Raw genomic sequence first — 14,424 nt, 5'->3', positions numbered from 1 at the left:
TCTGTGTTTTCCATAAAAAAGGAAGGCACGGGATGACAACCTCGAACCAGCACGCTGCTCCGACGCCTGAGTCACCGGCGCAGCAGCTCGATCGCACATGGCGGGAAATGCAGGGGAAATTGCGGCGCCGCGCGCGCCTGTTGTGCAAGGGCGATATCTACCGTGCCGACGAACTGCTCTCCGATACCGCACTCAAGGTCCACATTTACCTGCAGCGTTCGCCCGAGCGCGTTCAGAACCTGGCCGGCTTTCTCTTTCTGGCGCTGAACCATGCGTTCCTCGATGGCGCGCGCCGCCGTCTCCGCGAAAGCGGCAGGCTCGAATTCGACCCGGACTGGGACGACGATCACACCGTCGAGCTGGCTGGCCACGCGCCGTCGATGGAGCAGCAACTGCTGCTCCGGCAGCAGCTGCTGCGTCTCGAGCAGGCGCTGTCCACGCTCCCGCCGCAGCAGCAGATGCTGTTTACGCTGAAGTTCGAGGAGGACCGCCCCTATCTGCACATCGCGGCGACGCTCGGGATCAACGAGCCGCTTGCCAGAAAGCGTGTCGAGCTGCTGCGCAAGAAGTTGCGCGAGGAACTCGCCTGAGCACGTTCACGAACGCGGGCACGCAGCGTTCCTAACGGCATGCGCGGCGTCGATGGCCTGCCGGCCCGCCGTTCCTTCAATCGCATGCCGGAGCCGAGATCCGAGGAGGCCTCGTGGCAGACAAAGTCAATGAGCAGGTTACCGACGCGCTGACGCAGACCAATGTCAGCGTCGTCGCGGGATCGCCGGCCCAGGCGCTGGGCACGCTTTACCAGATGTTCAGCCAGGCCGTCGGCATCTCGGCGCAGAACATGACGCAGCAGCAGGCGGCGCTGAACCAGATTTCGAACGCCGTCGTGTCGAAGGCGGTGGCCATGATCCTGTCCGTCGAAGCGTCGCCGAAGGGGGCCTCGGGCGGCGCGGCGCATGCCCCGACGGCCGGGCCGCAGACGGGTTCCACGCATTAGGACGCGCTGACTCTCGGGATACCTGAACCATGAACATGAAAGGCATTTTGGGCGGGCGCGGCGACGGCGCGCCGCAGACACCGCAGACACCGCGCGATGTCGCAGACGCCGCAGCCGAAGCAACGACGCCGGCCGATGTCGCGCCGAACACCGCGGCGTCGAAGGCCGGCGCGCGTACGTGGCCGATCAACCGGCTGCGCAGGCTCACCGATGCGCTGAAGGCGCCGAACCAGATCGCCGATACGGCCGGGTCAGGCGGTTCGGCGCTGCAGACCGTGCAGGCGATCAACGCGGAAGCCGCGTCCTACGCGACGACGCAGATCGCCGTCGGCCCGAACATGATGATCACGCAGGCGGGCGGCATGGTCGCGCAGGCGGCGGCCAACTACTTCGAGGCGTCGACGTCGCTGGCGATCGCGGGCAAGAGCGTGCTGATGAAGGATCTGGCGCAGAAGACCATCGACGAGAACGTGCCCGGGATGGCGATGGATGCGATGGGCCTGCTGTTGACGGACCTGTTTGTCGCGACCGCGGCGATCGTCGCGGGTGCCGCGGAGGCGATCGAAGGGGAGGCCGCGAGCGTCGCGCTCGACAAGATCGACGAGAGCCTGCAGAAGTATCAGGCGCTGCTGGACAAGAAGGGCACGTAGAGCGCGACCGCGCGCGCAGTGGCAAGGAATCAACCGACACGACCCGCCGGGCCATCAGGCCGGATGCGGGATGTGAGCGGCGGGACCGACGCGCGTCCGTTTTCCCGGACACGTCGCGGCCCCGCCACCGGCAGTCCCATCGAGTCAAATGAGGAACCCATGCCCTACGACATTCACAACGTACAAGGTCCCGCGCCGCTGGCGGTTGGCGAGCGCATCTGGGGCGATGCGGCGGAAATCGATTTCGGCGCGATGACGAGCTGCATCGCGCTCGTCGAGCAGACGCCGGGCCAGCCGACGTCGGTGCGCGCAATCCATCTGTCGATCGTCAGCGGCGACGGCACGAAGGTTTACGATCCGTCGGCGAACGTGGCCGGGCAGGTCGAGACGATCATGCAGCAGAGCGGCGACCTGCGTACCTGCCTCGGGCGCATCGATCTCTGGCAGGCCAGCCAGCAGCAACAGCTGCAGGATTTCTTCGCCGCGCTGATGCTGAGCCTCGACATGCAAAACTGGGTGCAGGTGCCGGACGGCAACCTGCGGGTGCGGATCAACGGCGGCGTGATCCAGTATCAGAAGGGCACCGGTCCATGGACCAACGCGTAGCCGGCGCAGTACGGGCGCGTCGTCCTGCGCCGCTCGCCGCCCGCGCGACACCCAGCTTTTTGCTCGTCAACACCAACAAAAATCATCATTTCGCCTCCGGCGGTGTGTCAGCAGAATGTCTCCATTCCAGCTCGTGCGACAGCAAGAACGTCGCATCGAGCCGCACTTCAGAAGGAGACAGCCGTGGCAGTCGAAACAACCTCAATCGATACGCTCGTCGTCGGCGCAGGGCAGGCCGGCGTGGCCATGAGCGAACACCTGGGCAAGCTGGGCGTGCCCCATCTCGTGCTGGAGCGCAGCCGCATCGCCGAACGCTGGCGCACCGGGCGCTGGGATTCGCTGGTCGCGAACGGCCCCGCGTGGCACGACCGCTTCCCGGGGCTCGAATTCGACGGCCTCGATCCCGATGCGTTCGCATCGAAAGACCAGGTCGCGGATTACTTCGAAGCGTATGCGCGGAAATTCAACGCGCCGATCCGCACCGGCGTCGAAGTGAAGAACGTCGTGCGCAACGCAGGCAAGCCGGGCTTCGTCGTCGTGACGTCCGACGGCACGATCGAGGCGAACCGCGTGGTCGTCGCGACGGGGCCGTTCCAGCGCCCGGTGATTCCGCCGATCGCGCCGGACGACGCACGTCTCGTGCAGATCCATTCCGCCGACTATCGCAACCCGGGCCAGCTTCCGGAAGGCGCGGTGCTGGTGGTCGGCGCGGGTTCGTCGGGCGTGCAGATCGCCGACGAGCTGCAACGCTCGGGCCGGCAGGTCTACCTGTCGGTCGGCCCGCACGATCGCCCGCCGCGCGCGTATCGCGGCCGCGACTTCTGCTGGTGGCTCGGCGTGCTCGGCGAATGGGACAAGGAAGTCGCGACGCCCGGTCGCGAACACGTGACGATCGCGGTGAGCGGCGCACGCGGCGGCCATACGGTCGATTTCCGCGCGCTTGCGAACCAGGGCGTGACGCTGGTCGGGCTGACGAAGTCGTTCGACGGCGGCGTGGTCACATTCGAACGCGACCTCGCGATCAATCTCGCACGCGGCGATGAGAACTACCTGTCGCTGCTCGACGCGGCCGACGCGTATGCGGCGCGCAACGGCCTCGACCTGCCGGAAGAGCCGGACGCGCGCCGCATCCTGCCGGACCCCGAATGCGTCGCGCATCCGATCCTTTCCCTCGACCTCGCCGGTGCCGGCGTCACGTCGATCGTCTGGGCGACCGGCTATGCGGTCGACTACGGCTGGCTGAACGTCGACGCGTTCGCGGCGAACGGCAAGCCGCAGCATCAGCGCGGCGTGTCGAAGGAGCCGGGCATCTATTTCCTCGGGCTGCCGTGGCTGTCGCGGCGCGGTTCCAGCTTCATCTGGGGCGTGTGGCACGACGCGAAGCACATCGCCGATCACATCGTGACGCAGCGCAAGTACCTCGACTACCACGATGCGTCGCAACATCGCGCGGCCGCGCAAGCGGCGCAGGCCGACGCGCGCCCGCTCGCCGAAGCGACGAACTGACGAGCAGACACGAACCCGCCGCGCTGCGTCCGCTGCCGGCGCGCGGGTGTTTCCACCGACGATCGAAGGACCTCGATGAGCCAACCTACCCATATGCGTATCCGCATGTTCAACACGAAGGATACCTATCCGAACCAGACGCTCGACAACGACCTGTGCCAGGCCGTGCGGGCCGGCAATACCGTCTACGTGCGCGGCCAGGTCGGCACCGATTTCGACGGCAACCTGATCGGCCTCGGCGACGCGCGCGCGCAGGCCGGGCAGGCGATGAAGAACGTCAAGCAGTTGCTGGAGGAAGCCGGCAGCGACATCACGCATATCGTGAAGACGACGACCTACCTGATCGACCCGCGTTATCGCGAGCCGGTGTACCAGGAAGTCGGCAAGTGGCTGAAGGGCGTCTATCCGATCTCGACGGGGCTCGTCGTGTCCGCGCTCGGCCAGCCGCAGTGGCTGATGGAAATCGACGTGATCGCGGTGATCCCGGACAACTGGCAGCCGAACCGCGCACAGGAGGCGACATGACTTTCTCCATCGTCGGGCGCTGCCCGGAGACGGGGCAGCTCGGGATCGCGATCAGCTCGTCGAGCATCGCGGTGGGTGCGCGCTGCCCGTGGGTGCGTGCGGGCGTGGGCGCGGTCGCGACGCAGAACATCACGCTGCCGGCGCTCGGCCCGCAGATTCTCGACCTGATCGAGCACGAACAGCTCGCGAGCGCCGCGGCGCTCGACCGCGCGCTCAGCGCGAACGGCTGGAGCCAGTACCGGCAGGTCACGGTGATCGACGGGCAAGGGCAGACGGCGTGTTTCACCGGCAAGGAAGCGCTCGGCACGCATCACGCGGTGAAGGGCGAGCAATGCGTGGCGGCAGGCAACCTGCTGGCCGCGCCGGCCGTGATCGATGCGATGGTGAGTGCATTCGAACAGGCGCCCGGCCTGCTCGCCGATCGCCTGCTGGCCGCGATGCATGCGGCGATCGCAGCCGGCGGCGAGGCGGGGCCGGTGCATTCGGCCGCGCTGAAGGTGGCCGGCGACGTGACCTGGCCGATCGTCGACCTGCGCGTCGACTGGGCCGATGCCGACCCGATCGGGCAGCTCGACGCGCTGTGGCGCGCGTATCGACCGCAGATGCAGGATTACCAGACCCGCGCGCTGAACCCGACCGCCGCGCCGAGCTACGGAGTGCCGGGCGATGAGTGACGCATCGAGCCGCGCGCTGCTCGAACGGCTGATCGCGTTCGCGACGGTCAGCCGCGATTCGAATCTTGAGATGATCGAGTTTATCCGCGACTATCTCGCGGGCTTCGGCGTGTCGAGCGAACTGTTCTACAACGCGGAGCGCACGAAGGCGAGCCTGTATGCGACGATCGGGCCAAGCGATCGCGGCGGCATCGCGCTGTCGGGCCACACCGACGTGGTGCCGGTAGACGGGCAGGCGTGGACGGTCGAGCCGTTCCGGCTGACCGAGCGCGACGGCCGCTTGTACGGTCGCGGCACGGCCGACATGAAGGGCTTCATCGCTTCGGTGCTCGCGGCGGTGCCCGCGTTCGTCGCGAGGCCGCTGAGCGTGCCCGTGCATCTCGCGTTCTCGTACGACGAGGAAGTCGGTTGTGTCGGCGTGCGGCCGATGCTCGAGGCACTGGCCGCGCGCGAGTACCGGCCGCGCCTGTGCGTGATCGGCGAGCCGACCGAACTGAAGCCGGTGCTCGGTCACAAGGGCAAGCTCGCGATGCGCTGCCACGTGAAGGGCGCCGCGTGCCACTCGGCGTATGTGCCGTCGGGCGTCAACGCGATCGACTATGCGGCGAAGCTGATCGGCCGGCTCGGCGAGATCGGCGCGGCGCTCGCGCGGCCCGAACGGCACGACAGCCGCTTCGATCCGCCGTTCTCGACCGTGCAGACCGGGTTGATCAAGGGCGGCCGCGCGCTGAACATCGTGCCGGCCGAATGCGCGTTCGATTTCGAGGTGCGTGCGCTGCCGGATTTCGATGCGCACGACGTGCCGAGAAAGCTGCAGGACTATGCGGAATCCGAACTGTTGCCGAAGATGCGCGCGGTGCAGCCTGATACCGATATCCAACTGCAGCCGCTCGGCGCGTACCCGGGGCTCGCGACCGCGCCCGACAGCGAAGCCGCGCGCCTGCTCGCGATGCTGAGCGGGTCCGATGCGTTCGGCACGGTTGCGTTCGGCACCGAGGGCGGGCTGTTCGGGCAGGCGGGCATTCCGACCGTGGTGTGCGGGCCCGGCAGTATGGACCAGGGGCACAAGCCCGACGAGTTCGTCACACTCGAACAACTGCACGGATGCGACGCGATGCTGAGCCGTCTGGCCGCGCATCTTGCTTCGGCCGCCTGAACCCATAGCCGACACGCACGCGCCCGTCCGGCGGCGCATGCGTCTTTTCTCCTTCGTTATCGCGACGATTCCGCGACGATCCGCGCGAGCCGCTCGCGACAGAAATCGACGAACGACTGCGCCTGCTTGGTGAGCTGCCCGCGTTTCAGTCGTGCGCTCACGAGCCCGGACGGGCTCACCGTTTCGCTGAGGCCGATCGTCACGACGCGCCGGCCGTCGTACGTATATTCCGAATACGGGCGCGTGACGAGCAGCGAGAAGCCGAACCCCTGGCCGACCATCCCGCGCACCATCTCGATCGACGGCGAGCCGAACACGATGTTCGGCGTCAGCCCGAGCTCATGAAACAGGCTGACGAAATACGTGCGGCTCGGCTGCACGTCGAGCAGGATCATCGGCTCGACACAGAGGTCGCGCAACGACACGTGCGGCTGGCCCGCGAACCGGTGGTTCTCCGGCAGCAGCACGTACGGCTGCTGCGGCGGCATCAACGGCTCGGTTTCGATCGTGCCGTCGAGATCATGGTCGTACATCAGCGCGAGATCGAACGTGCCGGACGTCAGGCCCTGCACGAGTTCCTGCTGGTCGCCGTCGCGCAGCCGGATGTTGACGCCCGGGTAGCGCTCGCGAAACCCCGCGATGAGCTGAGGAAGATAGAGCGGCGCGACCGTCTCGAAGCAGCCGATGTCGATCTGCCCGGTAATCACGTCGTTGTCGGCGAGCGCGTTCTGTTCGAATTCGTGCGCGATGCGCAGCAGCTCCTGCGCTTTCCGGTAGAAGCGCGTGCCGCTCGGCGTCAGCGATACGCCCTGCGCGTGATGGCGGATGAACAGCTTCACGCCGAAGCTTTCCTCGAGCCCCTTGATCGCGCTGGAGATCGACGGCTGCGCGATGAAAAGCTGGCGCGACGCCTCGGCGACGCTGCCGGATTCCACCGTCGTCACGAAGTATTTCAGTTGCCGCAAAGTGTAGTGAGCCACATGCACCTCTGATGCCCGGCCCCGGCATGCCGCCGAGGGCGAATTCTGTCCATGGTTTCGCGTAGCACCTTACCTGAAGAAGCCTGAAGCCGAAATTTCCGCTACAGAGCTTTTTCGTATGTCCCGGAAATATTTTTAGTATTTCTCCGTCGCGGCATCGGGGGCGCACCATCGTCTCCAATCCGGATCGCAACGAGGCCGCACACGTGCCGGCGGGACATGTCGTCCGTCCCCGCATGCCGCGCATTGTCCGCTTCGGCCGACATCGCCGCGCGTGCACGCGGCGCGTCGTCGCTCGCGTATCCGGACCCGATTGCAGGCTCGCGCACCGTCGTGGGCAGGCTGAAACGGCACGCGCGCATCGCCGCGCAGGACAGGAGACTTCACCATGACGAACGTGGACCGCAACGCGTCCCCGATGATAGAGAAACACACGATCGGCTACGTGCCGCCCGCGGAGCGCCACGGCAAGGTGCGCGACCTGTTCACGCTCTGGTTCGGCGGCAACATCGCGCCGCTGCCGATCGTGACCGGCGCGCTCGGCGTGCAGCTCTTTCACCTGAACCTGATGTGGGGCATCGTCGCGATCGTCGTCGGCCAGGCGGTCGGCGGCGTGCTGATGGCGCTGCATTCCGCGCAGGGGCCGCAGATGGGCATCCCGCAGATGATCCAGAGCCGTGCGCAGTTCGGTTCGTGGGGCGCGCTGCTCGTCACGGTGATCGCGGCCGTCATGTACGTCGGCTTCTTCGCATCGAACATCGTGCTTGCCGGCAAGTCGGTGCACGGCATCGCGGCGTCGGTGCCGGTGCCCGTCGGCATCGTGATCGGCGCGGTGGGCTCGGGGCTGATCGGCATCGTCGGCTACCGCTTCATCCATATCCTGAACCGCATCGGCACGTGGGTGCTCGGCATCGGGATCCTGGTCGGCTTCTGGATGATCCTCACGCACGTGACGACCGACGATTTCCTGACGCGCGGCGGTTTCGACTTCGCGGGCTGGCTCGCGACGGTATCGCTGTCGGCGTTGTGGCAGATCGCGTTCGCGCCGTACGTATCGGACTATTCGCGTTATCTGCCGGAGGATGTCGGCGTCGCGTCGACGTTCTGGGCGACCTATCTCGGCTGCACGATCGGTTCGACGCTCGCGTTCATCTTCGGCGCGGTCGCGGTGCTCGCGGTGCCGGCCGGCGCGGACACGATGGATGCAGTCAAGCAGGCGACCGGCCCGCTCGGCCCGCTGATGCTCGTGCTGTTCTTGCTGAGCGTGATCAGCCACAACGCGCTGAACCTGTACGGCGCGGTGCTCGCGGTGATCACGTCGGTGCAGACGTTCGCGTACAAGTGGATTCCGACCGCAAAAACCCGCGCGGCCGTGTCGGTCGTGATCTTCGTTGCATGCTGCTACGCGGCGATCGGCGCGTCGACGAACTTCGTCGGCAACCTCGTCGATCTCGTGCTCGCGCTGCTGGTCGTGCTCGTGCCGTGGACGGCGATCAACCTGATCGACTTCTACGTGATCCACAAGGGCAAGTACGACATCCAGTCGATCTTCATGGCGGACGGCGGGATCTACGGCCGCTTCAATCCGCAGGCGCTGCTCGCGTATGCGATCGGCATCCTCGTGCAGATTCCGTTCATGAACACGCCGATGTATGCGGGCCCGATTCCCGCGCATCTCGGCGGCGCGGACCTGTCGTGGCTCGTGGGGCTGGTGCTGACGTCGCCGCTGTACTACTGGCTCGCGACGCGCGACAGCGCGTACCGGCGCCGGCAGGGCGGTGCGCATCTGCCGCCGACTGCAGTGCAGTAAGCGGGGCGCCTTTCGCAGCGGAGCAGGAAGAGGGGACCACCGCATCGGTCGAGATGCGGCGGCCCGTGGAAGCGTTTCGACATGACGAAGGCAGGCCCGCGGCGGGTGACGCGCCGCAAGCCTGCGCGTGCATCAGACGGCCGCGGAGCGCGCGACGCGCACCGGCACCGACTTGTACGACGGCGTGCCGCTTTCCTTGTCGATGTAGTCGAGCGGCACGAGCACGTTCGCTTCCGGGTAGTACGCGCCGACCGAGCCCGGCGCGATGTCGTACTCGATCGCGGTGATCTTCTCGAGACGCAGCGTGCGGCCCGACGCGGTGATCGTCTCGATGTCGACGAGGTCGCCGTGTTCGAGCCCGTACTTCGCGAGATCCGCCGGGTTCATGAACAGCACGTCGCGCCGCCCGAACACGCCGCGATAGCGATCGTCGAGCCCGTAGATCGTCGTGTTGTACTGATCGTGGCTGCGCAGCGTGATCAGCCGCAGCACCTGCTCTCCGCCGAGCACCGCCGCGTCTTCCGCGACGCCCTTGTAGACCGAGAACATCGCCTTGCCGGTCGCCGTGGGCCATACGCGCTCGGTGGGCGGCAGCGGCAGCCGGAAGCCGCCCGGCGTGCGGATGCGTTCGTTGAATGCCTCGAAGCCGGACACCGTGCGGTCGATCAGGTCGCGGATGCGGTCGTAGTCGGCGATCAGGTCGAGCCACGCGACCTTGCTGTTCGGCAGCGTCGCATGCGCGATGCCCGCGACGATCGCGGGCTCCGAGCGCAACTGGTCGGACGCCGGCTTGAGCTTGCCGGCCGACGCGTGGACCATCGACATCGAATCCTCGACGGTGATCGATTGCCGGCCGCTCGCCTGCATGTCGAGCTCGGTACGGCCGAGCACGGGCAGGATGAAGGTTTCCTTCCCGACCAGCAGGTGCGTGCGGTTCAGCTTGGTGCCGAGATGCACGCTCAGGTCGAGCTTCGCCATCGCCGGGAACGACAGCTCGGGATCGGGCAGCGCGACCGCGAAGTTGCCGCCGAGGCACAGCAGCGCCTTCGCGCTGCCGTCGACCATCGCCTGCATCGCCTGCACGGCGTCGTGCCCGTGATGCGCGGGCGGCGTGAAGCCGCATACGTCCTCGATCTTCTTCAGGAACTCGGCCGACGGTTTCTCGGTGATGCCGACCGTGCGGTTGCCCTGCACGTTCGAATGGCCGCGCAGCGGGCAGATGCCGGCGCCGGGCTTGCCGATGTTGCCGCGCATCAGCAGCAGGTCGGCGATCAGGCGCACGGTTGCCGTGCCCTTGTTGTGCTGCGTGACGCCCATCCCGTACGTGACGATCGTCGCGTTCGATTTCGCGTAGGCGAGTGCGACCTGTTCGAGCTGCGCCTGGCTGAGGCCGCTCGCGCGCTCGATGTCGTCCCACGACGTGACCTGCAGATCGGCCGAGAACGCGTCGAAGCCGTTGGTGTGCTGAGCGATGAAGTCGCGGTCGAGCACGTCGCCGCGCTCGGCTTCGAGCTGCAGCAGCGCCTTCATGATGCCCTTCAGCGCGGCCGCGTCGCCGCCCGCGTCGAGCTGGTAGTACGTCGATGCGATGCGCGTCGAGCCGAACGACGCCATCTCGATCATGTCCTGCGGATCCGCGAAGCGTTCGAGCGCGCGCTCGCGCAGCGGATTGAACACGATGATCGGCACGTTGCGCCGCGAGCACTCATGCAGCGTGCCCATCATCCGCGGGTGGTTCGTGCCGGGGTTGTGGCCGATCGAGATGATCAGCTCGCAGTGGTCGAAATCCTCCAGCGACACGGTGCCCTTGCCGATGCCGATCGACTGCGGCAGGCCGACGCTGGTCGGCTCGTGGCACATGTTCGAGCAGTCGGGGAAGTTGTTGGTGCCGAGCTCGCGCGCGAACAGCTGGTACAGGTACGCGGCTTCGTTCGACGCGCGGCCCGACGTGTAGAACTCGACCTGCTCGGGCGGCAGCGCGCGCAGCACTTCGCCGATGCGCGCGAACGCGTCGTCCCATTCGATCGCGCGGAACGTGTCGGTCGCGCGATCGTAGACGAGCGGATGCGTGAGCCGGCCCATGTTCTCCAGTTCGTAGTCCGACATGCGCAGCAGCGACGATACGGTGTTCGCCGCGAAGAACTCGGGCGTCACGCGCTTGGTCGTCGCTTCCCACGTGACGGCCTTCGCGCCGTTCTCGCAGAACTGGAACGTCGACTTGTGTTCCTTGTCGGGCCATGCGCAGCCGGGGCAGTCGAAACCGTCGGGCTGGTTGGTCCGCATCAGCACGATCGGCGCCTCGATGGTTTCCATCTGCGTGCGCACGGCCTCGGCTGTCGCGCGAAGCGCGCCCCAACCGCCGGCGGGCCCGTCGTACTTCCTGATGCCTGGCACTTCGCGTCGATTTGTCATTGTGAATCTCCATGAGCCGGGCCCGGTGCGGGCGGCTCGGGTTGCGCCGTGTCGCGGCGTGGTGCGGCTCCGTCCGTCGGACGGAGTCGGTCATGCGTGCCCCGGGCATGCAGGGCAGGCGGGGGTTTCAGTGCGCGTCCTTCTTCGCGCCGGACGACTTCTTGCCGGACTGCTTTGCGGTGGGCGGCGGTACGTCGGCACGCGCATCGCCGGCGCTCGCGTCGCCGGATGCGTTGGCGGCCGCCTTGCCGTTCGGTTTCGCCTTGCCGCCGGCGTCCTTCTTCGCGTCCTTCGTATCCTTCGCTTCCGGCGCGGCGAGCTTGTTGAACATCACTTCGTCGCTGTCCTTGTCGTAGTCGACCTCGACGCGGTCGCCCGACTTCAGCCGGTCGGCGAGGATCTCCTTCGCGAGCTTGGTCTCGATGGTCTGGCGGATCTGGCGCTTCAGTTCGCGTGCGCCGAACTCCGGCTGGTAGCCGGCTTCGGTCAGGTGCTCGACGAGCGAGTCGCCCATCACGAGCGTGATGTCCTGCGCGGCGGCCGTGCGCACCACGCGGTCGAGCTGGATCTGCACGATCGCGCGGATGTTCTCCTTCGACAGCGCGTGGAAGACGATCACCTCGTCGATCCGGTTCAGGAACTCGGGGCGGAAATGGCCCTTCAGCACCTGCATCAGTTCGTCGCGGATCGCCTTGTCGGTCTTGCGCGCGGCTTCCGGCTGCGTGAGGTTGTCCATGATGATCGCGGCGCCGAGGTTGCTCGTCGCGATGATGATCGTGTTGCTGAAGTCGACCACGCGGCCCTTGCCGTCGGTCAGGCGGCCGTCGTCGAACACCTGCAGCAGTACGTTGTAGACGTCCGGGTGCGCCTTCTCGATCTCGTCGAGCAGGATCACGCTGTACGGGCGCCGCCGCACGCGCTCGGTGAGCTGGCCGCCTTCGTCGTAGCCGACGTAGCCGGGCGGCGCGCCGATCAGCCGCGCGACCGCATGCCGTTCCATGTACTCGGACATGTCGATGCGGATGATCGCCTGCTCGTCGCCGAACACGGTCTCGGCCAGCGCCTTCGCGAGCTCGGTCTTGCCGACGCCCGTCGGCCCGAGGAACAGGAACGTCGCGATCGGCCGGTGGGTCTGGCCGAGCCCCGCGCGCGACAGCCGCACCGCGTCGCTGACGGCCACCACCGCGTCGCTCTGGCCGACCACGCGCTCGCGCAGCTGCTCTTCCATCTTCAGCAGCTTCTGGCGCTCTTCCTGCGTGAGTTCCGACACGGGGATGCCGGTCAGCCGCGACACGACCTCGGCGACCGATTCGACCGTCACCTCCAGCGTTTCCGAGCCGGTCTTACGCTGCCACGCCTCCATTTTTTCATCGAGCGTCTTCTGCTTCGCGTTGATCTGCTCCTCGAACTGCTTCGCTTCGTCGAAGCGCTTGCGCGACGTCGCGTAGTCCTGTTCGCGCTTCAGTTGCGCGATCTGCGCTTCGCCTTCCTGGATGTCGACGGGGCGCGACGTCGCGCCGATCCGCACGCGCGCGGCGGCCTGGTCGATCAGGTCGATCGCCTTGTCGGGCAGGAAGCGCGACGTGATATAGCGGTCGGCGAACTCGGCGGCCGCGACGAACGCGTCGTCGGCGAACGTCACCTGGTGGTGCGCCTCGAGACTGTCGCGCAGCCCGCGCAGGATCACGATCGTCTGCTCGACGCTCGGCTCCGGCACGAACACCGGCTGGAAGCGCCGTTCGAGCGCCGCGTCCTTCTCGATGTACTTCTGGTATTCGTTGAGCGTCGTCGCGCCGATCAGGCTCAGCTCGCCGCGCGCGAGCGCGGGCTTCAGCACGTTCGCGATGTCGAGGCCGCCTTCGCCGCCGCCCTGGCCCGCGCCGACGATCGTATGCAGTTCGTCGATGAACAGGATCAGTTCGTCCTGCTTCGCAGTCACTTCGTCGATCAGCTGCTTCGCGCGCTCCTCGAACTCGCCGCGATACTTGGCACCGGCGACCATCGAATTGATGTTGACCTCGACGAGCCGCTTGTTGCGCAGCACCTCGGGCACGTCGCCGTTGACGATCCGCTGCGCGAGCCCTTCGACGATCGCCGTCTTGCCGACGCCCGGCTCGCCGATCAGCACCGGGTTGTTCTTCTTTCGGCGCGCGAGCACCTCGATCGTGCTTTCGATTTCCTGCGCGCGGCCGAGCACGGGGTCGAGCTTGCCCTGGCGCGCGATCGCGGTGAGGTCGCGGCCGAACTTGTCGAGGTTCGGCGTGCCGGTCGGCGCGTCGACGCGGCCGTCCTCGGCGCCCTTGCCGACCACCTTCACGACTTTCTGGCGCAGCGCCTCGGGTGTCACGCCGTATTTCTTCAGCAGCGTGCCGGCGATGCTGTCCGGCACCGATGCGAGCCCGATCAGCAGGTGCTCGGGGCCGATATACGAGTGGCCCAGATCGCGCGACGCCTGGAACGCGTATTGCACGGCCTTCTTCACGCGCGGCGAGATCGACAGCTTGTCGAGCGGCGCATCGGGGGCGGCCGTGCCGGTGTGCGCATGCTCGTCGATATACGACTTGATGTCCTGCGGCGACAGCTTCAGTTCCTTCAGCAGCGCGGCGCATACGTCGGTGTCCGCGAGCGCGTAGAGCAGGTGTTCGGAGTCGAGCTCGCTGCGACGCAGTTCGTGCGCCTTCTCGGCCGCGCGCTGCAGCAGTTCGAGCGTCTGTTCGCTGAACGCGTCGGTCGGGTCGACCGATTCGCGCGGCACCTCGGCGGCGAGCGGCGATTCGTCGCCGAGCTCACCGAACAGCGACGACGAGCCACCGCCGCCCAGCAGCGAATCGAACGGGTTCAGCATGCTCTGATGCCGCATCAACTGACGGAAATGGTAGTCGCAGATCGAGATCGTCTTGCGCTCGCCATCCTGCATCACGGTTGCGCGCGCAACGGCCGGCCGGGCGTGGCAGATATCGCAAAGTGCGGGCATGGTGGTTTGGCTCCTGTCTGTGAAGGTGGGTCGAACGGTGAAGTCACGATGCGGTGCAGCGCTGGCGCGTCCCGACCGCGAACACGCGACGCGCGGCGCGGCGGCGCGCGGGCCGCGCCCACGCTGTCGCGCCG

The 14,424-nt window shown here is 67.0% G+C and carries 12 protein-coding genes; 9 read left to right on the top strand and 3 right to left on the bottom strand.

From position 1 onward, the window contains the following. The first annotated feature begins 32 nt into the window (after nt 1-32). From ACNQQL_RS17600 to argE, 8 genes are all read left to right on the top strand, one after another. Entirely contained in the window at nt 33-590 is a 558-nt protein-coding gene (locus ACNQQL_RS17600; RefSeq protein WP_347064901.1) for a sigma-70 family RNA polymerase sigma factor, read from the top strand. Between the two features lie 113 nt (nt 591-703). Next, nucleotides 704-997 (top strand): RebB family R body protein, encoded by a 294-nt coding sequence (locus tag ACNQQL_RS17595; RefSeq protein WP_072437812.1) that lies wholly within the window; start codon nt 704-706, stop codon nt 995-997. 35 nt (nt 998-1,032) lie between these two features. Beyond that, nucleotides 1,033-1,647 carry a hypothetical protein gene (locus ACNQQL_RS17590; protein ID WP_347064900.1) on the top strand — a complete coding sequence of 205 codons (615 nt, stop codon included), beginning with the start codon at nt 1,033-1,035 and terminating at the stop codon, nt 1,645-1,647. A gap of 159 nt (nt 1,648-1,806) precedes the next feature. Next, the gene (locus ACNQQL_RS17585; RefSeq protein WP_034184499.1) at nt 1,807-2,253 is read left to right on the top strand and encodes a hypothetical protein; all 447 of its coding nucleotides are present in this window, start codon (nt 1,807-1,809) and stop codon (nt 2,251-2,253) included. A 183-nt stretch (nt 2,254-2,436) separates the two neighbouring features. Further along, a complete protein-coding gene (locus tag ACNQQL_RS17580) occupies nt 2,437-3,759 on the top strand; it encodes an NAD(P)/FAD-dependent oxidoreductase (RefSeq protein WP_347064899.1) in 1,323 nt (440 codons plus the stop codon). A 75-nt stretch (nt 3,760-3,834) separates the two neighbouring features. After that, a complete protein-coding gene (locus ACNQQL_RS17575) occupies nt 3,835-4,284 on the top strand; it encodes a RidA family protein (RefSeq protein ID WP_204420793.1) in 450 nt (149 codons plus the stop codon). After that, nucleotides 4,281-4,958 (top strand): DUF1028 domain-containing protein, encoded by a 678-nt coding sequence (locus tag ACNQQL_RS17570; RefSeq protein WP_347064898.1) that lies wholly within the window; start codon nt 4,281-4,283, stop codon nt 4,956-4,958. Before ACNQQL_RS17575 ends, ACNQQL_RS17570 begins: the two co-directional genes overlap by 4 nt. Then, entirely contained in the window at nt 4,951-6,114 is a 1,164-nt protein-coding gene (gene argE, locus ACNQQL_RS17565) for an acetylornithine deacetylase (protein WP_347064897.1), read from the top strand. The genes ACNQQL_RS17570 and argE overlap by 8 nt, the downstream gene beginning before the upstream one ends. 56 nt (nt 6,115-6,170) lie before the next feature. Here the strand turns inward: argE and ACNQQL_RS17560 are convergent, their stop codons facing one another. Next, nucleotides 6,171-7,094, bottom strand: a complete 924-nt coding sequence (locus tag ACNQQL_RS17560) for a LysR substrate-binding domain-containing protein (protein ID WP_347064896.1) — start codon at nt 7,092-7,094, stop codon at nt 6,171-6,173. A gap of 388 nt (nt 7,095-7,482) precedes the next feature. On the opposite strand from ACNQQL_RS17560, the gene ACNQQL_RS17555 reads away from it, so the two are divergent. Further along, nucleotides 7,483-8,904 carry a cytosine permease gene (locus tag ACNQQL_RS17555; protein WP_347064895.1) on the top strand — a complete coding sequence of 474 codons (1,422 nt, stop codon included), beginning with the start codon at nt 7,483-7,485 and terminating at the stop codon, nt 8,902-8,904. 132 nt (nt 8,905-9,036) lie between these two features. Here the strand turns inward: ACNQQL_RS17555 and ACNQQL_RS17550 are convergent, their stop codons facing one another. Beyond that, nucleotides 9,037-11,316 carry an FdhF/YdeP family oxidoreductase gene (locus ACNQQL_RS17550; RefSeq protein ID WP_347064894.1) on the bottom strand — a complete coding sequence of 760 codons (2,280 nt, stop codon included), beginning with the start codon at nt 11,314-11,316 and terminating at the stop codon, nt 9,037-9,039. A gap of 127 nt (nt 11,317-11,443) precedes the next feature. Further along, nucleotides 11,444-14,290: an ATP-dependent Clp protease ATP-binding subunit gene (locus tag ACNQQL_RS17545; protein ID WP_347064893.1), complete on the bottom strand. Its 2,847-nt coding sequence runs from the start codon at nt 14,288-14,290 to the stop codon at nt 11,444-11,446. Nucleotides 14,291-14,424 lie beyond the last annotated feature (134 nt).

Origin of the sequence: Burkholderia sp. LFS061, from assembly GCF_047978125.1 — a bacterium.
Taxonomy (GTDB): Bacteria; Pseudomonadota; Gammaproteobacteria; order Burkholderiales; family Burkholderiaceae; genus Burkholderia; species Burkholderia pyrrocinia_C.
The sequence above is the reverse complement of the archived record's forward strand: the minus strand, read 5'-3'. Positions and strand labels throughout refer to the sequence as shown.

Coding starts and splice junctions, on each gene's coding strand:
- ACNQQL_RS17600 (WP_347064901.1), top strand. CDS start 33: ATGACAACCTCGAACCAGCACGCTGCTCCGACGCCTGAGTCACCGGCG.
- ACNQQL_RS17590 (WP_347064900.1), top strand. CDS start 1,033: ATGAAAGGCATTTTGGGCGGGCGCGGCGACGGCGCGCCGCAGACACCG.
- ACNQQL_RS17585 (WP_034184499.1), top strand. CDS start 1,807: ATGCCCTACGACATTCACAACGTACAAGGTCCCGCGCCGCTGGCGGTT.
- ACNQQL_RS17575 (WP_204420793.1), top strand. CDS start 3,835: ATGAGCCAACCTACCCATATGCGTATCCGCATGTTCAACACGAAGGAT.
- ACNQQL_RS17570 (WP_347064898.1), top strand. CDS start 4,281: ATGACTTTCTCCATCGTCGGGCGCTGCCCGGAGACGGGGCAGCTCGGG.
- argE (WP_347064897.1), top strand. CDS start 4,951: ATGAGTGACGCATCGAGCCGCGCGCTGCTCGAACGGCTGATCGCGTTC.
- ACNQQL_RS17555 (WP_347064895.1), top strand. CDS start 7,483: ATGACGAACGTGGACCGCAACGCGTCCCCGATGATAGAGAAACACACG.
- ACNQQL_RS17550 (WP_347064894.1), bottom strand. CDS start 11,316: ATGACAAATCGACGCGAAGTGCCAGGCATCAGGAAGTACGACGGGCCC.
- ACNQQL_RS17545 (WP_347064893.1), bottom strand. CDS start 14,290: ATGCCCGCACTTTGCGATATCTGCCACGCCCGGCCGGCCGTTGCGCGC.